We start from the raw sequence: 20,791 nt of genomic DNA on the forward strand, positions 1-20,791 counted from the left end.
GGCGATCAGCCTTCCCTTGCGGCGAAATGGGCCACGAGCCTGCCCAGTCCGACAGAATTCGATCCTTTCACGAGCACCGCGTCGCCTCCGGCGAGACCGAATTCTTCCAGCGCGGCGATCGCTTCGCCCGGTCCTTCGCAATGGGCAAAGCGAATCGCCTTGCCAAGCGAGGGGTGGATCGGTTTCCCCAGTTCCCGTGCAAGAGGCAGCATCTCTTCGCCAACCAGAATGGCGTAATCGACATCTGCCCCGGATAGCGGTTCGGACAATTGGGCATGAAAAGCGGGCGCGAAATCGCCAAGTTCCTTCATCGAGCCGAGTACCGCGATCCGCCGCGTTGCGGGCGTGGCACCGAGTTGCGACAGAGTGGCGCGCATCGATGCCGGGTTGGCGTTGTAACTTTCGTCGATGAACAGCGCATGTCCGCCGGGCACGGTGATGCGATGGCGGGCGCCGCGACCCTTCAACCCACCCATTTCGGCCAGCGCCAGGCCCGCAGCGCCCAGATCTCCGCCCGCCGCATGAACGGCGGCCATGACGCAGAGCGAATTGGTGATCCAGTGTTCGCCCGGTTCGGCCACGGAATAGCACAGCCGCTGGTCTTCCAGCGCGGCAGTCACCAGCGAACCGCCATTGGCGGCGGGAATGGCATCCAGCAGGCGGACCTGCGCATGATCGGCGCGGCCGAAGGAAAGCACCTTCGCCCCGCGTGCTTCCGCCGCTGCGCGCAAGCGTTCATAATGGGGGCTGTCGGCCGGGATCACCGCCGTGCCGCCCGGTTCAAGCCCCTGGAATATCTCCGCCTTGGCATCGGCAATCGCCTCTTCACTGCCAAGATTTTCGATATGGGCCGGGGCGATGGTGGTGATGACCGCGACATGCGGGCGGACCTGCGCGGTCAGGCCGGAAATTTCGCCGGCATGGTTCATGCCCATTTCGAACACGCCATAGCCGCTGCGGGGCGCCATGCGCGCCAGGCTGAGCGGAACGCCGACATGATTGTTGTAACTGCGCACGGAACGATGCGCCCCGCCCCGGCTGGTGCGCTCCAGCGCGGCGAAAATCGCTTCCTTCACCCCCGTCTTGCCGACCGATCCGGTAACGCCGATGATCCGGGCAGCAGCCCGTTTCCGCGCGGCCTTGGCCAGAAGCTCAAGCGCGACTGATGTATCCTTGACCAGAACATGCGGCTGCTCGATCGGGCGGTCCACCAGGGCCGCCGCCGCCCCATTGGCGAATGCCTTGTCGAGAAAGCGGTGCCCGTCCGTCGTCTCTCCGCAAAGAGCGATGAAGAGATCGCCGGCGCGCACATCGCGCGAATCCATTTCGACCCCGGACACCTGGAAATCGCCACTGGCTGTCCCGCCAGTGGCCGCCGCGATTTCACCTGCGTCCCACAGGGCCAGCCGCTTGATGTCCTGGCCCGTCTTCGGCCAGCGCAATGTCTTGCGCAGCGCATTCATCCGTTCGCTCCTGCCAGTTCGGCCGCGCATTCGCGGGCCACTGCAACATCGTCAAAGGGCAGCACGCGCATCGTGTCGCCCGCTCCGACGATCTGCCCCTGTTCGTGCCCCTTTCCGGCAATGAGCACGATATCTTCGCCGCCAGCCTCTTCTATGGCCGCCCGGATGGCTGCCCGCCGGTCAGCAACCTCCCGCGCACCCGGTGCCCCTTCCAGCACCTGCGCGCGAATGGCCGCCGGCTCCTCTCCCCGAGGATTGTCATCCGTGACAATCACCAGTTCGGACTTCTCCACGGCAATGGCGCCCATCGGCGCGCGCTTGCCCTTGTCGCGATCGCCGCCCGCACCGAAAACGGTGATCAGCCGCCCCGCAACATGCGGGCGCAGCGCATCCATCACCGCGCCCAGCGCATCGGGCGTGTGGGCGTAATCGACATATATGGGTGCGCCGGTCCTGCTGATGGCCGCACGTTCCAACCGGCCGCGCACCGGCTGCAGGCGCGACAATGCATCGAACACCGCCCCCGCTTCGCCGCCCGTGGCCAGAACCAGCCCGGCGGCGACCAGCGCGTTTTCGGCCTGATAGGCACCGATCAGCGAAAGGCGGACATTGCGTTCCGCACCTTCATATTCGATGCGAAGATCCTGCCCCAATTGCCCGGCTTCACGGCCAAGCAGGCGGATTGTTTCACCCGCTTCGCCAACAGTCATCAGTATCAGGCCGCGCCGCTGCGCCACTTCGCAGGCACGGGCGGACCATGGATCGTCGGCCCAGATCACCGCCGTTCCATCATCCTGAACGACTTCGGAGAACAGCCGCATCTTGGCGGCAAAATAATCCTCCATATCGGCATGATAATCCAGATGGTCGCGGCTGAGATTGGTGAAGCCGCCCGCCGCCACCGGCAGACCTTCATTGCGATATTGAGAGAGGCCGTGGCTCGACGCCTCATATGCGACATGGGTCACCCCCTCGCGCGCCAGCCCCGCCATGTTGGAAAGGAAGGTCACGATATCGGGCGTGGTCAGCCCGGTCGAAACGCTCTCGTCCGGCGTGGTGACACCCAGCGTACCGATAGAAGCAGCGCGATGCCCGCAGATCCGCCAGATCTGGCGCACCATCTCCACTGTCGATGTCTTGCCATTGGTGCCGGTCACGCCGACAATCGTTGCTGGCACCGGGCGGAAGAATTGCGCGGCCAGCCGGGCAAAGGCCCGCCGCGGCAAATCATCGGCGATATGGACGGCACCATCGACGCGCACTTCCGGCCGGGCAACCACTGCTATCGCGCCAGCGGCGATCGCGGCGGGGATGAAATCCTCCCCATTCACGGCCGCGCCCTGGAAGGCACCGAATATTGTGCCCGGGGCAATTTTGCGATGATCGATGGCGAAGCCGGTCACTGCCCGGTCGCCATCCTCCCCCGGATTGCATGGCGGCAGGCCCGCCGCTTCGATCAGCCGTGCCAGCTTCATTCCCTTGCCTTCCCTGCCAGCGGCACCAGCGGTTCCAGATCGGTCAGGTCGATATCGCGCGTATCGTCCGGCAGCACGCCCAGCAGCGGGCCGATGCGCGGAACCAGCCGCCCGACAATCGGTGCCGCGTTCCAGGCCGCCGTGCGTTGATAGGAACTGGCAATTGTGCCCTTGGGCTCGTCCAGCATGGCGATCACGACATAGCGCGGCTTGTCCATCGGGAAGGCGGCGGCGAAAGTGGAGATCAGCGATGTCCGCGCATAGCCGCCATCGCTGGCCTTTTCCGCACTGCCCGTCTTGCCGCCCACGCGGAAACCGGCGGCGTCCGCGCTCCTGCCCGTGCCGTAAACCACGATCATGCGCAGCAATTGGTTCATCCGCGCGCTGGTGGAAGATTTGAACACGCGGCGACCGCGCGGCGCCTCGCCCGGGCCCAGCTTGTGCAGAGTGGCCGGACGCCAGATCCCGCCATTGACCATCGCGGCATAGGCGCTGGCGAGATGCAGCGGAGTGACGGCAATACCGTGGCCATAGCCGACCGTCATCGCCCGCAGACGCTTCCACTTGCCCTTTTCATAGATCGGATAGCCGCGCGCGGGCAGTTCGATATAGGGCCGTTCCTCCATTCCCAGATCGCGCATCACCCGTTGCAGACGGTCCGCGCCCAGTTCGTCCACCACCTTGGCGGTCACGATATTGGAAGAATGGATCAGCCCCTGCGGCACGTTCAGCGTCGGCGCGATGGTGTGGCTGTCGCGTATGGGAAAGCCGTCGACACGCATCGGCTTGTCGGCTTCGAAGCGCTTGGAAAGATCGGTCACCGCGCCATGATCGATCGCGGCAGCCACTGTCAGCGGCTTGAAGGTGGAACCCAGTTCATAGACCTGGTTCGTCACCCGGTTGAACATGTTGGCTTCGCCTTCGGCGTCGATCTTGTTGGGATCGAATTCCGGCAAAGAGGCCAGCGCCAACACTTCGCCCGTATCCACGTCCAGCACGAGGCCCGCCGCGCCGACCGCATCGACCGACAGCATCCCCCGCCGCAATTCGTCTTCCAGCGCGCCCTGCACGCGGACATCGATGGACAGGGCCGCCGGATGCGCACGCTGGGCCGGATCGGTCAATTGCTTGTCCAGCACCGCTTCCATGCCGACGCGGCCGTGCCCATCGGCCGCGACATAGCCCAGAACATGGGCGCCCAGGCTGCCCTGCGGATAATGCCGATCCGTTTCGCGCGGCATCTCCAGCGCAAGTTCGCCAATGGCATAGACCTTGTTGGCATCTTCCGGCAGCACGCGGCGCCGCAGATAGCCTGCTTTGCCCGAGGCGAGCTTTTCGGCAATTTCCGCCTGGTCCAGATCGGGGAAAATCGCCTTGAGTTCTGCCGCCACTTCCTGCGCACTGCGCACCAGCGGAGGGCCGCTGTCACCCAGCGCGGAGGGGTTGTACCACAACGCATAAGCAGGAAAGGCACGCGCGAGCGGCGTGCCATTGCGATCGGTGATTTCGCCGCGCGGGGGCAGCAGCGCTTCTGCCATGCTGCGTTCGGTTGGCGCAGGCTGAACGAAGCCGAGCCATGCAATGCGCATCAGCGCCGCCCCGGCGAGAAGCAGAAAGGCCAGCCCGACCAGCAATGTGCGCAATTGCGCGATCAGCAGGCTGCGCCGCCGGATATTGACCAGCCTGATGCGGCCCGCCGGGATCGGTCGCGGCGCTGCCAGCGTGGTCACGGCACATCGCTCCGGATGACCGCGCCCAGCTGGATACGCATCGGCCCGCCGGAAAGATCACCGCCGCGGGCCTTCACCTTCTCAGGCTCCAGCAAGGCTTCGCTCATCGGCTTGCCGGTGAGCGGAGAAACCAGTTTCGGGAAATCGGGCGTGCCATCCTGCGCGGCAGTTCCGGCCACGCGGATAGGGGCCGGCGCATCGGCGGAACGCGGGCTGCCGAGACTTGCCAATTGCCGTTCATTTTCCACGAACTGGCCCGCCGTCGGCGCGGTATAGCCGAAATCGACACGGTTCCAGGCCGCCAGCTGCAATTGGTTGGCGCGTGTTTCAAATTCGGTTTCCAGCATGTTTTTCTGCTGTTCCAGCGAAACGATCTGCCTTTCGGCGCGCACCACTTCGCTGTGCACCGCGTTTACCTTGAGAAGGAGCAGGACATAGAGCGCCGTGCAGATCGTGAGAACTGCGATCCAGCCGACACGGCGAATGCGGCTTTGCGGTGTCATGCGGCCTCCCTTGCCGGTGCGACGGTTCGTGTGGCGGCGCGCAATGTGGAAGAACGCGCCCTGGGGTTGCGAAGCACTTCCGCCTCGGACGGGCGGATCGCTTTTGAAAGCCGGGTGAATGTCGGGGCATTTTCCTGCGGCACGTCCGGCAGGTGCCGGCTGACCCGCCCCGTTGCGCCCGCCGCTTCTTTCAGGAAGCGTTTGACGATCCGGTCTTCCAGGCTGTGGAAGCTGACCACGGCCAGCCGCCCACCTTCACGAAGCAGGTGTTCCGCGGCGGAAAGCCCGGATGCCAGCTCGTCCAGCTCGCCATTCACATGGAGGCGGATCGCCTGGAACGTGCGCGTTGCGGGATCCTTCGGCGCGCCGGGACGATGGCCGAGCGCCTTGCGCACGACCTGGGCGAGCTGGCCGGTCGTGGTCAGCGGCCGCGCCGCAACGATGGCGCGGGCGACGCGGCGGCTCTGCCGTTCCTCGCCATAGCGATAGATAACGTCGGCAATCTCCGCCTCGTCCGCCCCGTTCACGAAATCGGCGGCATTCGGCCCGCTCTGCTCCATCGTCATGTCCAGCGGACCTTCGCTGGAAAAGGCAAAGCCCCGTTCCGGCTGGTCGAGCTGCATGGAGGAAACGCCGATATCCATGGTCACGCCGTCCACCTGCGCGACCCCGGCCTCCGCCATTGCAGAAAACATTTCCGAAAAACGGCGGGGATGGAGGACAAGACGCGGCGGGTTCTCACGCGTTTCAGGCCATTCGCGGCCAGCCGCAATCGCATCGGGATCACGATCGAAAGCATGAACCGTGGCGCCCGCATCCAGCAAGGCGCGCGTATAACCGCCGGCACCGAAAGTGGCGTCCACCATCACGTCGCCCGGCTGCGGCGCCAGCGCGTCGATCACTTCATCCAGCAGGACAGGAATATGCGGGGCGCCGGTCATTTGCGCTTCGCCTTGGCCGCGGCATCATCTGCCAGCTTGCGGCAAACGGCCTGCTGCCCTTCCCAGCCCGCGCTCATCGCATAGAGCTGGTCCGGATCCCACAGGGTGAAGAACTGCCCGCCGCCCAGGAAGCAGATCCCGGCATCCAGCGCGGCAAGATCGGCAAGGTGATCGGGCAGGATGAAACGCCCGCTGGCATCGAAGGGGATTTCCGAAAAGGTCCACAATTGCGTGGCGCGCATTTCGCGGTCGAAATCCTGATCGCGGCGCAATGCCGCCTCTTCCTCGCGGTCGAGCTGCGCTTCGAAAGTGTCGGTGCGGGCAAGGCCGAAACCGACCAGGCAGTTCCAACGATCATGCTTGGCCAGGCACAGCGTGCGGGGATCATCCTCGGTCGGGGCGATCGCCTTGCGGAACGAAGGAGGCAGCACATAGCGACCCTTTTCGCCGCGAAGCGAAAAGCCCTGACCGCTATATCCTGATGGCCGCTGCGCCACGTTTCTCCCTGCCCCCGCTGGCGTTGCTGATCACGGCACAACAGTTTCCCCGTTCGGGCGCGCGTCATCCGCGGCCCGCTCACACCCATTGAGGGAAGCGAAATGGACTTATTGACCGATGGTCCCGTTCTTTAACGCGGCTCGGCACGGGAGAAAAGGGGAAATTGCGGGCGAATTCGGAATCTTACGTTCCGAACTTCAGCAGGGCGGCCGCTAACCAGATGGCCCACCTTCCGGAAGGGCATCGGAATTAACCATGCAAATATCTGATTTTTCTTGGTTATCAGGCAAGCCTGCGCGCATCCCGTCGCGTCCCGTGAATTTCCCACTCGCTGGAAAAGCCTGATCGACCAGCCATGTCAGGGCCTGCCTTGCGCCCAGGTTTTCCCCGTAAAAATCAAGCAGGGCGGCATCCGCCAGGACAATTCCCGCGCCATCCCCGATTTCACACCGGGCCAGCACATCCGCGCTTTCCAGCCGGCAATCGCCGTTCTGCGCGGCGAAGTGACCGGCCAGCCGCACGGGAATCTGCGGGCCAGCGCTTTCCACCATGCGCGAGCCAGCGGGCTGATTCTCGGCAAAAAACAGTTCCAGCCCCCAGTGATCGAGGATCGGGGACAGCAAAATCACGTCCTGCGGCCGCCGCCGGTCGCCGATGGGGAAGCGCGACTCGCCCGTCATCAACGGATCGGCGAAGAGGAGCAGGCGCCCGCCTTCACGGACCCACCGATCCAGCGCGACATTTTCCGCAGGGCTGAATGCGCGTGGCTGGGCCAGCAACAGATAGGAAAGCCCGGCCAGCGATTCCCTGTCCAGCCGGTCAAGCGGGCGCAGGGTAAAGCGGTCCTCCAGTGTGGCGCGCGCCCAATGCGGCTGCGCCTCGCCCGACAGAACATCGCCTACACCGCCCGCTTCACCCCAATAGATCGGGATCGTGCCCATCAGGCCAAGGACCGGCGCCGGATCCTCTACGGCATGTGCTGGCACGCAATCTTCCTCCGCCCCGGCAGGAGCGGCAAGCAACAGCGCCAGCACCGCCGCAAGGGCGGCATCAGGGCCGCGCAGGCGGCGGATCGACATCAGTTTCGGCAGGCGGCAGCGATTGCGGCCCCGGCGCCAGCGAAGGTTCGAGATTGGGCCGTGCCGGTTCCGCGGGAAGATCGGGGACCATGCCCGCATCGGCCAACGGGTCACTTGCCGGTGTCGCGCTTGGCTCCACCGCTACGGTCGGCGCGGCTTCGGGCACGGAACGGGCACGATTCTGTTCGGCATTGACCAGGATGATATTGGCCAGCCCGATCAACAGCACCATGGCACCAAGGCCGAAAGCGCCCACCTGCAGGCGTTGCAGCGATTGTGCGCCAGTGCCGGAGGGCGGCTTCGCCGGTGCCTCTTCCGGGGCGAGCCCGGATTGCATCAGTTTGGACGGGTCGAAAGCCATGCCCGCATTCTAACGCCCGAAGATTAACGCAGCCAGTCGAAAACCGGCAGCCCCTTCGCTTCCAGCCATTCACGGTTGTAGAGCGAGGAAAGATAACGGAATCCGGTATCGCACAATATCGTCGCCACGCGGCTGCCGGGGCCCAGTTTCCTGCCCAGTTCCACCGCACCCGCGACATTGATGCCGGAGGACAGGCCAAGGCACAGCCCTTCTTCGCGCAGCAGCCGCGCGACCCAGTGCAGCCCTTCTTCGTCCGAAATGCGGAACTGCGTATCGACCGGCGCGCCTTCCAGGTTGGCGGTGATCCGGCCCTGCCCGATCCCTTCGGCAACGGAACTGCCTTCTGCCCGCAATTCACCGCAGGCATAATATTCATACAGCGCGGCGCCATGCGGATCGGTGAGCGCGATGGTCACCTTCTCGTCAAATTCCTTGAGGCCCATGCCGACGCCGGCCAGCGTCCCGCCTGTGCCCACGGCGCAGGTAAAGCCATCGATCTGGCCTTCCATCTGTTCCCAGATTTCCGGGGCCGTGCTTTCGATATGCGCCTTGCGATTGGCGATATTGTCGAACTGGTTGGCCCAGACCGCGCCTTCCGTCTCTTCCGCCATGCGGCGGCTGGTATGCACGAAATGGCCAGGATTCTTGTAAGGCGCGGCAGGCACCGTCACCAGTTCGGCACCGAGCGCGCGCAGCGTGTCCATCTTTTCCCGGCTTTGCGTTTCCGGCATGACGATGATCGACTTGTAGCCAAGCGCATTGGCCACCAGCGCAATGCCGATGCCGGTATTGCCCGCCGTCCCTTCCACGACGGTGCCGCCGGGCTTCAGCAGCCCCTTCGCTTCCGCATCGCGAATGATCCACAGCGCCGCGCGATCCTTCACGGAGGCGCCGGGATTGGCGAATTCGCACTTGCCCCATATCTCGCATCCGGCCGCCTTGCTGGGGCCTTCAAGAAGCACGAGCGGGGTGTTTCCGATCAGGTCGAGCGAAGTATTGCAGGGCACAGGGGCAGTCATGCAGCCGGGATTAGGCCCCTTCCCCGCCATTCGCAACGCAGATGCTCTTGGGGCCGGTGAAGATCAGGCTTCGGCGCCTCAATCTTCTTCGGCGATGCGCACCTTCATGCCGTCCAGCTCGTCCGTGAAGGGGATCTGGCAGGACAGGCGGGAATTCTCGTCACGATGCTCGCTGGAATCGAGCAGGTCGTCCTCGTCCTCGCTCATCGCCGGCAGCTTGTCCTTGAAGGCCGGGTCCACATGGACATGGCAGGTGGCGCAGGAACAGCAGCCGCCGCACAGGGCCAGCAATTCATCGAACCCGTTGTCGCGAACGACTTCCATCACGGTCAGGCCGCTATCGGCTTCGACGGTACGTTCTTCCCCATCACGGGTAACGACTAACAGCTTGGGCATGGTGTAGCTTCCTTTCCGGCGCCGGGCTGCTACGTGCTGAGCTGCATTTTGGCAAGCGGGTGAAACAGATGGGCCTTTCCGCCGATCAGATCATATCCGGCCTGGACAGCGTGGCCGCCGCCGAGCCGGCAATCGCCCGCGCGCTGGAACGCGTCGGCTATCCCGAACCGCGCATTCGCGAACGCGGCTATCGCACGCTTTTGCGCACGATTGTGGGGCAGCAGGTCAGTGTCGCCGCCGCCGCCAGCGTGTGGCGCAAGCTGGAAGATGCGCTGGGCGCGGACATGCCGCCGGAGGTTCTGCTCGCTGCCGATTTCGACGCCTTGCGAGCTTGCGGACTGTCGCGGCAGAAGCAGGGTTATGCGCGTTCGTTATGCGAATTGGTCGCTTCCGGCGAACTGGATCTGCACCAATTGCCCAGGGATGACGAGGATGCGATTGCCCAGCTGACGCGAATCAAGGGAATCGGCCGCTGGTCGGCGGAGATATATCTTCTCTTTGCGGAGGGGCGGCCGGATATCTGGCCCGCGGGCGATCTGGCAGTGCAGGCAGGCATCGCCCGGATATTGGGCCTGGCAGAACGGCCAGCCGAAAAGGAAACCCGCGCCATGGCGGAAAAATGGCGCCCCCATCGCGGTGCAATCGCCATCCTGACCTGGCATTGCTACAACAATGCCGCGCTATAGCCTGTTCGACGAAGGCCCTTCAGCAATCTGCCGAAGCGGCTTTGAATCGGGCGATCAGGCGCCTACCTTTTCCCTCATGACATTATCCCGGAGGGGAACGACATGAAACGGTCGACAAGATTTTTGGCCTCGATCGGGGTGGCTGCCGGACTGACGGCGGCCGCCCATGCGAGCGAAGGAGATAGAATGAACGCCAGCACCACCAATCCGGCCACCGCAGCGCAAGCCGTGGCGTCCGTCCCGCTGATCCCGCGGGATGCGCTTTACGGCAATCCGACCCGGCAAGCGGGGCAGGTGAGCCCGGACGGCGAATGGCTGAGCTGGCTGGCCCCGCATGAGGGTGTGATGAATGTCTGGCTTGCCCCGGCCAGCGATCCCAATTCCGCGAGGCGGATGACCAGTTCCACCAGCCGGCCCATCCCGCAATATTTCTGGGCGCCGGATTCCGGCAGCCTGCTCTACGTCCAGGACAAGGGCGGAGACGAAAACTACCTGCTCTACCAGGTGGATGTCGAAACAGGGGAAGAACGGACGCTGACCCCTTTCGAGAATACGCGCGTTTCGATCGTCGGCTCTTCCAACACCATCAAGGACAAGGTGCTGATCGGCCTGAACAATCGCGATCCGCGCTTCCATGATGTCTATCTTCTGGACCTGAACAGCGGCGAACTGGAACTGGTGCTGGAGAACAATGCCTATGCCGGGTTCCTGGCCGACGACACGCTGACACTGCGCTGGGCGTTGCAGCAGAATGCGGCGGGCGGCACCGACATGTTTGAAATCACGGATGGCGAAGTGGCGGAAACCCCGCGCGAAAGCACCACGATGGAAGACGCGCTGACCACCAGCGTCGCCGGCTATACGACCGATGGCAAGACGCTGTACTGGCTGGATTCGCGCGGCCGCGACACGGCCGCCCTGATTGCCGAAAATACCGAAACCGGCGAAAAGCGCATTATCGCGGAAAGCGACAAGGCGGATATCGGCGGCACGATGTCGGATACGAAGACGGGAGAGGTGCAGGCCTATTCCGTCTATTACACGACCAATGAATGGACCTTCCTCGATCCGGAGATCGAGGCCGCCTATAACTGGCTGGATGAACGGCTGGAGGGCGATTTCGGCGTCCAGTCGCGGACGGAAGACGACACGAAATGGGTCGTGTGGAACGATCCGCTGGTCGAACCGAGCAAGGTCTATCTCTATGACCGTCCGGCCGCCACGCTGACCGAATTCTATGCCACCCGGCCTGAACTGGTCGGCGCGCCCTTGCAACCGATGCATCCGCTGGAAATCAAGGCGCGCGACGGGCTGACGCTGGTCAGCTACCTCACCCTCCCACCCGAAAGCGATCCGGATGCCGATGGCGTTCCGTCCGAACCCGTGCCGATGGTGTTGCTGGTTCACGGCGGCCCCTGGGCGCGTGATGGATATGGTTTCAACCGCGCGCATCAATGGCTGGCCAATCGCGGCTATGCGGTGATGAGCGTGAATTTCCGCGGCTCCACCGGCTTCGGCAAGAACTTCATCAATGCCGGCAATCTGGAATGGGCCGGCACAATGCATGACGATCTGATCGATGCCGTGAACTGGGCCGTGGACAAGGGCGTGGCGCAGAAGGACAATGTTGCCATCATGGGCGGATCCTATGGCGGCTATGCCACTCTGGTAGGCCTGACTTTCACGCCTGAAACCTTTGCCTGCGGCGTGGACATTGTCGGCCCGTCCAATCTCGAAACCCTGCTGGAAACCATCCCGCCTTACTGGGAACCGCTGGTGAAGCAGTTCCATGAACGGATGGGCAATCCGGAAACCGAAGAAGGCCTGGCCCTGCTCAAGGAACGCAGCCCGCTCTACAAGGCGAATGAAATCACCAAGCCGCTGCTGATCGGCCAGGGCGCGAACGATCCGCGCGTGAAGCAGGCTGAAAGCGATCAGATCGTGAGCGCCATGCAGGAAGCGGGCATTCCCGTCACCTATGTGCTGTTCCCCGATGAAGGCCACGGTTTCCGGCGTCCGGAAAACAACATCGCCTTCAACGCGGTGGCGGAAAATTTCCTCGCCACCTGCCTTGGCGGCCGGGCCGAACCGATCGGCGACACTCTGGGCAAATCCACGGCCGAAATCGTGACCGGCGCGGAAAATGTGCAGGGGCTGCAGGTCCCGGTGGAGTAAGGCCAACCGGCTGCGCCATTGCGGGGGTTCCGGCCCCCGCGGTGGCCTGAACTCTTTCGTCATTCCCGCGCAGGCGGGAATCCAGCGGGTTTGGCAATCGTTGCGCAGATCCGCCCTGGATCCCCGCCTGCGCGGGGATGACTAGGTTGGGGATATACCCCCCAGAACGAGAGGGGTGTAAAAGCGCGCGGGGATGACGAAGGACGACGGACTATCCCAGCAGCGCGTCAATCGCCTGCGCGGCCTTCACGTCGCGCTGTGACAATCCGCCCGCATCATGCGTGGTGAGCGTTATCTCCACCCGATTATAGACATTCGACCATTCGGGATGGTGGTTCTGGCTTTCGGCGATCAGCGCCACGCGGGTCATGAATCCAAAGGCTTCCGAAAAATCGCGAAACTTGAACCGGCGTTCTATCGCCAACCCGTCTTCGCGCAGGCTCCATCCGGAAAGATCGGCCAGGGCTTCATCGCGTTCGGTTTCGGTCAATTGCGGCACGGCCATATCGGATCGCTCCTTCGCTTGTCGGTTTGCATAGCTTGCACTAACGCACGGGCCTATGGAAACGTGCCGTCTCACTGCGTCGGAACTGGCATGCCGCCGCGGCGAGCGGTTGCTGTTTCGCGGGCTGTCGCTGGATCTGGCGCCAGGCGCCGCCCTGCAGGTGGCCGGGCCGAACGGGACCGGCAAGTCCAGCCTGATCCGCATCCTGGCAGGATTGCTGCGTCCCTTTGCCGGCACGGTCGAACGGCAGGGCGCAATCGGATTGCTGGACGAAAAACCCGCGCTTGACGAAGACCAGCCGCTGGAACGCGCGCTGGCATTCTGGAACGCGATCGACGGCGACGGCGACGGCGGCGCCTCCGCGGCGCCCCGCAAGCTGGGGCTGGACAGCCTGCTGGATGTCCCCGTCCGCTATCTCTCCACCGGCCAGCGCAAAAGGGCTGCCCTCGCCCGGCTGATCGGCCAGCGCGCGCCGATCTGGCTGCTGGACGAACCGCTGAACGGGCTGGACCGTGAAGCGACGGGCGCCTGCGTGGAACTGGTGGCGGATCATTGTGCTGCGGGGGGAATCGCCCTGATCGCATCGCACCAGCATTTCGATCTGCCCGGCCTGACTGAATTCGTGCTGGAGGATTATGCGGCATGAAGGCGCTGTGGGCCATCCTGCGGCGCGACCTGTCGCTGCTGCTGCCGGGCGGGCGGCGCGGCGGATCCTTGCTGCCCCTGCTGTTCTTCCTTGCCGTGGGGATGCTCTATCCATTCGCGGTCGGCCCCGATCCCGTCATGCTGGCCCGCACGGGTGGCGGCGTGATCTGGGTGGCCGCCCTGCTCGCTTCCATCCTCCCGCTCGACAAGCTGCTGGCCGCCGATATCGAACGGGGATTTTTCGACCAGTGGAGCCTGCGCGGCATTTCGGAAGAGGCGGTGATTGCCATGCGCCTTCTCGCCCATTGGCTGAGTTTCGGCCCGCCGCTGATGCTGGCGGCCGTGCCCGCAGCCGCCCTGCTGGGCATTTCGGGCGAAACATTGCGGATTGTCGAGCTGGGCCTGCTGGCCGGCACACCCGGCCTGGCCGCAATCGGCATCATCATATCCGCGCTGACAGTGGGCCTGCGCGGGGGCGCGGCGCTTTCCGGCCTGATGGTCATACCGCTGGCCGTGCCCCTGCTGGTTTTCGGCGCGGGCAGCCTTTCAACCGGCGGCGAAGGCGGCCTTGCCCTGACCGGCGCGATCAGCCTGCTGCTGGTCGCCATCGCGCCTTTTGCGGGGGGCGCCGCGATCAGAGCATCGCGGGAGGGTTGAGCTTCCGCCGCTTCCTCTTTTCCGATCCCGCCGGTGCGCCGACCACTATGGACACGGTGCCATCCGGCGCCACTTCCACGCGGTAATCCTGCAGGCCTGCCTGTTTTGCGGCATTTATCGCGCGCAGCACATCCATCTGGCGCCAGCATGTCCTGCGTCGCCCGGGATCACCGATTTTCGATTGTGGTTCCGGCATCATGACAAAGCCCGGCACGCTGCCTGTTGTCGCGCAAACCTGCATATCGCGCAGAATCTGCGACCGAACCTGAATAGGGTTCCCCCACCCTCCAGGATTCCTGGCCCGGATAGCAATAAGCTGTTCCACCCCTGTTTGCCATGACCCGCCGATTGACCCGGCGTGGACTGGCTGCCTCTCCTGCGCGGAGAATAAGCCCAAGGCGCGGCAAGGCGCAAGCTGGATAAATCATGGCGGACAGCAGCCAGTCGCTCACCTCGCCCATCACCTCGCAGTGACACAAATTACTACATTTTTGCCATTGAAGTTCGTGGCCGGATCGCCTCTCGGGATCTTGAGAAGAATTAGCAGTAAGCACCGGGTCCCGATTTGCCTGACAATCCGAGAAAACCCGGCACGGCCGCCGCCAGCCCTCGCGCGGCGATCGCACTGGTCCAGCAATTGGGCCCTGCGATCCAGCAGCAGGATCGGGCCCGCATAGTGGGTCTGGTCCGGCAATTGATCGAACTGCGCGCACCCATGGGCCAGCAATGGCAGCAATTGGCGCAGATCATGGCGGAAAATGGCGAAGTCCGCCTGGCGAAAAATGCCATGGCCCTGTTGGTCGAAAGCGCCGGAAACCAGCCTGCGGCCCGATATGCACAGGCCGGTTTCCTGTCCCAGATGGGCGATTGGGCCGGCGCCCATTCGCTGCTGGCCAGCCTGCCACCGGACGAACCAAGCCCCCTTGCCCACGCCTATAGCCGGGGCACCTCAGCGCTGTATCTCGGCAAGGCGGAAGAAGCCCGCGAACAGCTGGAACGGGCCGCATCGCAAAGCCCGGAAACGGGCCAGATCTGGCTGTCTCTGGCCACGCTCACCGATTTTGCGGGGGATGCGGATCTGGCCGAAAGGATCATCGCACGGGAAAAGGCGATGGCGGCCGCACCGCCTGCGGAACGCGGCGCATATTATTACGCGCTGGGGAAGGTTCACGCGGACCGCGGTGAATATGCGCCTGCCGGGCACGCATTCATGCGCGGCGCGCGGGATCTGCGATCGGGGCTGCGATATGATCGTGACCGGGACCGCCAGATGGCCGAAGATGCGGTGGACGGATATGATGCGGACTGGATCGCCGACATGGCCCGCCGGCAAAGCGAAGCCACGGACCGATCCATATTCGTGATCGGCCTGCCGCGTTCGGGCACCACGCTGGTCGAACAGATCCTGACCAGCCACAGCGCGGTTTGCGACGGGGGAGAGATCAACCGGCTGAGCCTTCTGGTGAATGAAGCGCACGGCCTGCGTGCCTCCGCACTCGATAGCTATGTGACAAGGAAGGGCATCGATGAACCGGCCCGCCTCTGGCGGCACTGGATCGACGAACGGTTCCCCCAAGCAGGAAGGATCGTGGACAAGACGCCGCATAACAGCAGGCTGGCCGGGATCGCCGCCGCGCTTCTGCCGGAAGCTCCGCTGATCTGGATGACGCGCGATCCGCTGGACTGCGCCTGGTCCTGTTTCCGCACCTGTTTCATGCAGACCCAGTCGTGGAGCTATGATCTGGAGGATATCGCCTTCCATTTCAGGCTGGAGGAACAATTGCTGGCCCATTGGCGGGGCGTTCTGGGCGACAGGCTGCTGGTCGTTCCCTATGAGGAACTGGTGACGGAGCCTGAACAGTGGACCCGCACCATCCTGACCCATTGCGGGCTGGCGGAAGAACCGCAGGTCTTCGCCCCGCATGAAAGCAAAAGGGCGGTAACGACATCCAGCGTGATGCAGGTTCGCCGGCCGATCAACCGCAAGGCAATCGGCGCAGCGGAACCCTATCGCGAATTCATGCAGCCTTTCATCGACGCTTACGGGAAGTAGCTTGTCCCCGGCCGTGCGATACCCGATGCCGGGCGTCATGATCTCCCCAGCCCGGTTCGCGCATTTGCTGCAACGGCAATTCCCGGCTGCAATCACCACCGGGCCGGACGGGCTGGACGCACTACAATCAGCGAAAGGCGCCTATTTGCTGGCAATCCGGCTGGCGCGTCCGGTCATCGCATTTCCGGGCGGGGCGGACTGCATGCTTGCGCCCGGCTGGTATGCCTATGCCGGGAGTGCAAATGGCCCCGGTGGCATCAAGGCACGATTGGCGCGGCATTTCCGGGCAGAAAAGAAACCGCATTGGCACGTGGACAGGCTGACGCTCGCTGCCGAGCGGATGTTCGCGCTGGCCTTTCCCGGCGGCAAGGAATGCGCGATCATTGTCGCGCTTCTGGGCGACACGCATTTCGCCGTCATCGCACCGGGCTTCGGCAGCAGCGATTGCCGCCAATGTCCGGCGCACCTGCTCCGCTTCGATGCGCATCCGCCGCGCGGGTAACAACTGCCTTCCCCTGGGGAACCGCCGTGCACCGTCACCCGGTTGGTTGCAAAGCTGCTGGAATATATGTCTTCTTGCAGTATCCTGACTGCGATTTGATCAGGAGGGAGAGGCTTGGTCATGGTCGGACAGGAACAAATCGCGCCGGTAACGGTCGTGGACGATCTGCAGATAAGTGATTTGCGCGCGGCGCTGGCCGCCGGTTGGCGCGATTTCAGGACATATCCGATATTCGGGCTGTTCTTCGCCGCGATCTACGTATCGGCGGGGATTTTCCTTTATGTCGCATTGTTCAACTGGGGCGCGGCGGCATGGCTGATACCCGCCGCGGCGGGCTTCCCGCTGCTGGCGCCGTTCACGGCGGTGGGCCTGTATGAAGTGAGCCGCCGGCGCGAAGCGGGCCTGCCGATGAGCTGGCGGGCCGTGCTGGGTGCATTGCGCGGCCATGGGGACGATCAGATCATAAATATGGGGGTGATCCTGTTCGTCGCCTTCGGTTTCTGGCTGATGGTGGCGCACGGGATCTTCGCCGTTTTCCTGGCGGAATCGGGCCTGGGGTCGGAATCGCTGGAACTGTTCCAGACGCGTGCCGGAATCCTGATGCTACTGGTCGGCGGCGCGGTGGGTGCGCTGATGGCGCTGGGCTTCTATGCGATCACGGTGGTCAGCCTGCCCATGCTGGTCGACCGGGAAGTGGATTTCCTGACCGCCATCATCGTCAGCCTGGGCACGGTGCGGTCCAACAGCTTCGTGATCCTGATCTGGGCGGTCTGGATCGCGATTTCGCTGTTCATCGCCATGGTGCCGATGTTCCTCGGCCTGCTGGTCGTGCTGCCCGTTCTGGGCCATGCAACCTGGCACCTCTATCGCCGCACCGTTCTGTAACGGCCCGACCCCATGCCGGGGAAAGCCGCCTTATTCGTAAGGCGGCTTGTGCAGGCCCTTGGGGCTGGTGGTGAAGATTTCGCAGCCATCTTCGGTGATGCCGATCGAATGTTCGAACTGGGCCGAAAGGCTCTTGTCGCGCGTCACTGCCGTCCAGCCGTCATTCAACAGCTTGACCCCGGGCTTGCCCAGATTGATCATCGGTTCGATGGTCATGAACATGCCAGGCTTCAGTTCAGGCCCGGTGCCCGCGCGCGCGGCGTGGATCACTTCCGGCGCATCGTGGAACAACCGGCCGAGGCCATGGCCGCAGAAATCGCGCACCACCCCGTAACGGTGGCCTTCGGCATGTTTCTGGATCGCCGCGCCGATATCGCCCAGCCGTGCGCCGGGCTTCACCTGGTCTATCCCGATCATCAGGCATTCATAGGTGACATCGATCAGGCGCTTCGCCTTCAGCGACGCTTCGCCGGCAATATACATGCGGCTGGTATCGCCATGCCAGCCATCCAGCAGGGGCGTGACGTCGATATTGACGATATCGCCATCCTTCAGCGTCTTGGCCGAAGGGATCCCGTGGCACACGACGTGATTGATCGAGATGCAGCAGCTATGCGTATAGCCGCGATAGCCCAGCGTTGCGGGCACGGCGCCGCCATCCAGCGTCATTTCGCGGACGACGCGATCGAGTTCTTCTGTCGAGACACCGGGCTGCACCATCGGCACCAGCGCATCGAGGATTTCGGCGGCCAGCCGGCCTGCCTTGCGCATACCTTCGAACCCTTCGGGCCCGTGCAGTTTGATCGTGCCGTCGCGATAGACGGTCTCGTCCCCGTTAACAGTCTGATATTCGGTCATGCGATGTATGTAGCGATGAAAGCGTTCAATTGCGAGATGCGAAGGCATCCCGATATTCCGGCTTCACCGCCTTCAGCAAATCCGCATCGACCGGGAAGGTAAATTCAAAGCTGCCTTCCGCATAAGGCCCGGCGACATAGGGGCCGATCAGGACGCCGACCCGGTCGAACTTCCGGCCCCCGCGCGACCCGACCAGAATGGTGGTTTCTTCCAGCGATATGCATTGATCGAACAGGCCATCGCCATTTTCGGGCACCGGCTCCCCACGCCGCTTTTCCCGTTCCCGGTTCAGCGCGTCGCACAGGGTTTCCTTCAGCGCCGCGTCCAGCGCCGCCGCCGATTCGAACATCTCCGCCGCATCGAAGGCCCGCTTTTCCTGCTTGTCCCAGACGAGCGAATCGAAGCCGTAATTGCCATGCGCACCGCCGGAATAGGTGCTGACCTGTGACGACAGGCTCAACCAGCGCGCAAGATCCGCCACGACCTTCCATTCCGCGCTGTAACTATGCTTGTTATAGGGGAAACCGTCCGATCGCGCTTCCTGCCGGGCTTCGGCAGAATCCCGCGCCAGCCTGGCCTTGTGGCGTTCCAGCCGCTTGTCCAGCAGCTTCGCCAGTTCGGGAATATTGCCTGCTGCGGAAGGATAGGAATATTCGAAGAGATAATCATCCGTCTCTTCGGAAATCGTCAGGGCGCCATTGCTGCGGATGACGCTGGTTTCCGTATCGTCAGTCGGATCGTCATCAGCTTCGGAAACGGTATCCGACGGGGTGCCGGGCGTGCTGTCCGATACGGGCGATTGCGATGTTCCGGGCGTGGGCGTGGTGGCATCCTCACCATCCGTGCAGGCCGTCACCATCCCTGCCGCCACCAAAACCGAAACCAGATAACGCATTCCAATGCCTTCCCAAATTGCCCGTAAACGGGCAAGCGGTGCTTATGGGCATGAAAAACGATTTGATCCAGCCGGATCGTGGGCAGGATGCCATCGCGATCCACCTTGTTAACAAGGAAAATTTCACCGAGTTTTCCAAGCGCCTAAGCGGGCCGCAGCGCGCCGCGCTGGCCGCGCAGAAATTCACCGGCGCCGGATATCAGGTGGGCATCGTGCCCGATGGCGACAGCTGGTTCGCGGTGGGCGGCGTGGCCAATCCGGAATATCTTTCCAGCTGGTGCATGGCCAAACTGGCGGAACAATTGCCGGCCGGCACCTATCGCCGTGCCGATGGTGAACCGGGGCCCGCCCTGCATGGCTGGCAGACGGCGCAATACCGCTTCACCCGCTATGTTGATGACAAGGATGCCGAAGGGCCGCGCATCCTGCTGACCACGGATGCCGGCAAGATCGGCCCTGCCGTGGCGGAAGCGCAGGCCGTGGCGCTGGTGCGCGACCTGGTGAACACGCCGGCGGAAGACATGGGCCCCGCTGCGCTGGAAGAACAGGCGGAGAAGCTGGCGAAGGAACATGGCGCGAAGCTGAGCGTGACGCGGGGTGACGCGCTGGAACAGGAATATCCGATGGTCCATGCGGTGGGCCGCGCCGCCGCGCGCAGCCATGCACCGCGTATGCTGCACCTGACCTGGGGCGCCGAAGATGCGCCGGTCCTGGCCATTATCGGCAAGGGCGTGTGTTTCGATTCCGGCGGGCTGGACGTGAAACCGGCCAGCGGCATGTTGCTGATGAAGAAGGACATGGGCGGCGGTGCCCATGCGCTGGCGCTGGCATCGCTGGTCATGGGCGCAGGGCTGAAAGTGCGCCTGCACTGCCTGGTTCCGGCGGTGGAAAACGCCATTTCCGGCAACGCCTTCCGCCCGGGCGACGTGCTGAAATCGCGCAAGGGTTTGAGCGTGGAGATCGGCAATACCGATGCCGAAGGGCGCCTGGTCCTGGCCGATGCGCTGACCCGCGCGAGCGAGGAGAAGCCCGAAATCATGATCGATTTCGCCACGCTGACAGGGGCGGCCCGCGTCGCCCTTGGCCCCGACCTGCCGGCCCTGTTCACCCGGCGCGATGAAACTGCCGAAGAATTGCTGCAGGCAGGCAAGGAACATGACGATGCCTGCTGGCGGCTGCCGCTGCATTCCGCCTATGATGAATGGCTGAAATCCGACATCGCGGATACCGGCAATGCGCATAACAATGCCTTTGCCGGGGCCAGCGTGGCCGGACTGTTTCTCGACAAGTTCGTGGGCGAGAATGCCGCTGGCGAACCGATAGACTGGGCGCATTTCGATACTTTTGCCTGGCGCCCCGTGGCCAAGCCCGGCCGTCCCAAGGGCGGTGAAGCATTGGGGCTGCGGGCCGCCTGGCACATGCTGCGCGCCCGCTTCGGCTGATCGGATGATGGGTGGCCCCGTCA

General features: G+C 63.8%; 22 protein-coding genes. 8 read left to right on the forward strand and 14 right to left on the reverse strand.

From position 1 onward, the window contains the following. Positions 1 to 5 precede the first annotated feature (5 nt). The 10 genes from WYH_RS06630 to WYH_RS06675 form a co-directional block, all read right to left on the reverse strand. Positions 6 to 1,463 carry a UDP-N-acetylmuramoyl-tripeptide--D-alanyl-D-alanine ligase gene (locus WYH_RS06630; RefSeq protein ID WP_046903217.1) on the reverse strand — a complete coding sequence of 486 codons (1,458 nt, stop codon included), beginning with the start codon at positions 1,461 to 1,463 and terminating at the stop codon, positions 6 to 8. Beyond that, complete coding sequence (locus tag WYH_RS06635) at positions 1,460 to 2,938, reverse strand: UDP-N-acetylmuramoyl-L-alanyl-D-glutamate--2,6-diaminopimelate ligase (RefSeq protein WP_046903218.1); 1,479 nt, start codon at positions 2,936 to 2,938, stop codon at positions 1,460 to 1,462. Before WYH_RS06635 ends, WYH_RS06630 begins: the two co-directional genes overlap by 4 nt. Further along, positions 2,935 to 4,668 (reverse strand): peptidoglycan D,D-transpeptidase FtsI family protein, encoded by a 1,734-nt coding sequence (locus WYH_RS06640; RefSeq protein WP_046903219.1) that lies wholly within the window; start codon positions 4,666 to 4,668, stop codon positions 2,935 to 2,937. The genes WYH_RS06635 and WYH_RS06640 overlap by 4 nt, the downstream gene beginning before the upstream one ends. Then, positions 4,665 to 5,171 carry a hypothetical protein gene (locus WYH_RS06645; RefSeq protein ID WP_046903220.1) on the reverse strand — a complete coding sequence of 169 codons (507 nt, stop codon included), beginning with the start codon at positions 5,169 to 5,171 and terminating at the stop codon, positions 4,665 to 4,667. Before WYH_RS06645 ends, WYH_RS06640 begins: the two co-directional genes overlap by 4 nt. After that, positions 5,168 to 6,112: a 16S rRNA (cytosine(1402)-N(4))-methyltransferase RsmH gene (rsmH, locus tag WYH_RS06650; RefSeq protein WP_046903221.1), complete on the reverse strand. Its 945-nt coding sequence runs from the start codon at positions 6,110 to 6,112 to the stop codon at positions 5,168 to 5,170. The genes WYH_RS06645 and rsmH overlap by 4 nt, the downstream gene beginning before the upstream one ends. Continuing rightward, positions 6,109 to 6,609: a division/cell wall cluster transcriptional repressor MraZ gene (locus WYH_RS06655; RefSeq protein ID WP_046903222.1), complete on the reverse strand. Its 501-nt coding sequence runs from the start codon at positions 6,607 to 6,609 to the stop codon at positions 6,109 to 6,111. Before WYH_RS06655 ends, rsmH begins: the two co-directional genes overlap by 4 nt. A 213-nt stretch (positions 6,610 to 6,822) precedes the next feature. Beyond that, positions 6,823 to 7,689, reverse strand: coding sequence for a Gldg family protein (locus WYH_RS06660; RefSeq protein ID WP_053833433.1), 867 nt, complete (start codon positions 7,687 to 7,689; stop codon positions 6,823 to 6,825). Further along, on the reverse strand, positions 7,661 to 8,050 hold the full coding sequence (locus tag WYH_RS16985; protein WP_053833434.1) for a hypothetical protein: 390 nt from the start codon (positions 8,048 to 8,050) through the stop codon (positions 7,661 to 7,663). The genes WYH_RS06660 and WYH_RS16985 overlap by 29 nt, the downstream gene beginning before the upstream one ends. Before the next feature lie 23 nt (positions 8,051 to 8,073). Continuing rightward, positions 8,074 to 9,069, reverse strand: coding sequence for a cysteine synthase A (locus tag WYH_RS06670; protein ID WP_046903223.1), 996 nt, complete (start codon positions 9,067 to 9,069; stop codon positions 8,074 to 8,076). A gap of 78 nt (positions 9,070 to 9,147) precedes the next feature. Continuing rightward, complete coding sequence (locus WYH_RS06675; RefSeq protein WP_046903224.1) at positions 9,148 to 9,465, reverse strand: 2Fe-2S iron-sulfur cluster-binding protein; 318 nt, start codon at positions 9,463 to 9,465, stop codon at positions 9,148 to 9,150. Between the two features lie 68 nt (positions 9,466 to 9,533). On the opposite strand from WYH_RS06675, the gene WYH_RS06680 reads away from it, so the two are divergent. Both WYH_RS06680 and WYH_RS06685 read left to right on the forward strand, forming a co-directional pair. Continuing rightward, complete coding sequence (locus WYH_RS06680; protein ID WP_046903225.1) at positions 9,534 to 10,151, forward strand: DNA-3-methyladenine glycosylase family protein; 618 nt, start codon at positions 9,534 to 9,536, stop codon at positions 10,149 to 10,151. 186 nt (positions 10,152 to 10,337) lie between these two features. Beyond that, complete coding sequence (locus WYH_RS06685; RefSeq protein WP_046904889.1) at positions 10,338 to 12,326, forward strand: S9 family peptidase; 1,989 nt, start codon at positions 10,338 to 10,340, stop codon at positions 12,324 to 12,326. A gap of 211 nt (positions 12,327 to 12,537) precedes the next feature. On the opposite strand, the gene WYH_RS06690 is transcribed toward WYH_RS06685, so the two are convergent. After that, positions 12,538 to 12,831, reverse strand: coding sequence for a 4a-hydroxytetrahydrobiopterin dehydratase (locus WYH_RS06690; protein WP_046903226.1), 294 nt, complete (start codon positions 12,829 to 12,831; stop codon positions 12,538 to 12,540). A gap of 55 nt (positions 12,832 to 12,886) precedes the next feature. Here WYH_RS06690 and ccmA point away from each other — a divergent pair, with 55 nt between their 5' ends. Together ccmA and WYH_RS06700 are read left to right on the forward strand one after the other, a co-directional pair. Beyond that, entirely contained in the window at positions 12,887 to 13,477 is a 591-nt protein-coding gene (gene ccmA / locus WYH_RS06695; RefSeq protein WP_046903227.1) for a heme ABC exporter ATP-binding protein CcmA, read from the forward strand. Next, the gene (locus WYH_RS06700; RefSeq protein ID WP_046903228.1) at positions 13,474 to 14,133 is read left to right on the forward strand and encodes a heme exporter protein CcmB; all 660 of its coding nucleotides are present in this window, start codon (positions 13,474 to 13,476) and stop codon (positions 14,131 to 14,133) included. The genes ccmA and WYH_RS06700 overlap by 4 nt, the downstream gene beginning before the upstream one ends. On the opposite strand, the gene WYH_RS16990 is transcribed toward WYH_RS06700, so the two are convergent. Beyond that, the gene (locus tag WYH_RS16990; protein ID WP_169780729.1) at positions 14,111 to 14,458 is read right to left on the reverse strand and encodes a hypothetical protein; all 348 of its coding nucleotides are present in this window, start codon (positions 14,456 to 14,458) and stop codon (positions 14,111 to 14,113) included. The genes WYH_RS06700 and WYH_RS16990 overlap by 23 nt on opposite strands. Positions 14,459 to 14,698: 240 nt before the next feature. Here WYH_RS16990 and WYH_RS06710 point away from each other — a divergent pair, with 240 nt between their 5' ends. The 3 genes from WYH_RS06710 (at position 14,699) to WYH_RS06720 (ending at position 17,573) form a co-directional block, all read left to right on the forward strand. Beyond that, the gene (locus WYH_RS06710; protein ID WP_046903230.1) at positions 14,699 to 16,186 is read left to right on the forward strand and encodes a tetratricopeptide repeat-containing sulfotransferase family protein; all 1,488 of its coding nucleotides are present in this window, start codon (positions 14,699 to 14,701) and stop codon (positions 16,184 to 16,186) included. Positions 16,187 to 16,223: 37 nt separating this feature from the next. Further along, entirely contained in the window at positions 16,224 to 16,688 is a 465-nt protein-coding gene (locus tag WYH_RS06715) for a GIY-YIG nuclease family protein (RefSeq protein WP_046904890.1), read from the forward strand. A 120-nt stretch (positions 16,689 to 16,808) separates the two neighbouring features. Further along, positions 16,809 to 17,573 (forward strand): DUF2189 domain-containing protein, encoded by a 765-nt coding sequence (locus tag WYH_RS06720; RefSeq protein ID WP_046903231.1) that lies wholly within the window; start codon positions 16,809 to 16,811, stop codon positions 17,571 to 17,573. Positions 17,574 to 17,603: 30 nt separating this feature from the next. Here WYH_RS06720 and map read toward each other — a convergent pair whose 3' ends face one another. Together map and WYH_RS06730 are read right to left on the reverse strand one after the other, a co-directional pair. Next, positions 17,604 to 18,431, reverse strand: coding sequence for a type I methionyl aminopeptidase (map, locus tag WYH_RS06725; protein WP_046903232.1), 828 nt, complete (start codon positions 18,429 to 18,431; stop codon positions 17,604 to 17,606). 25 nt (positions 18,432 to 18,456) lie between these two features. After that, a complete protein-coding gene (locus tag WYH_RS06730; RefSeq protein ID WP_046903233.1) occupies positions 18,457 to 19,326 on the reverse strand; it encodes a DUF4163 domain-containing protein in 870 nt (289 codons plus the stop codon). A gap of 44 nt (positions 19,327 to 19,370) precedes the next feature. On the opposite strand from WYH_RS06730, the gene WYH_RS06735 reads away from it, so the two are divergent. After that, positions 19,371 to 20,768, forward strand: coding sequence for a leucyl aminopeptidase family protein (locus WYH_RS06735; RefSeq protein WP_046903234.1), 1,398 nt, complete (start codon positions 19,371 to 19,373; stop codon positions 20,766 to 20,768). Positions 20,769 to 20,791 lie beyond the last annotated feature (23 nt).

Origin of the sequence: Croceibacterium atlanticum (assembly GCF_001008165.2) — a bacterium.
Classification (GTDB): domain Bacteria; phylum Pseudomonadota; class Alphaproteobacteria; order Sphingomonadales; family Sphingomonadaceae; genus Croceibacterium_C; species Croceibacterium_C atlanticum.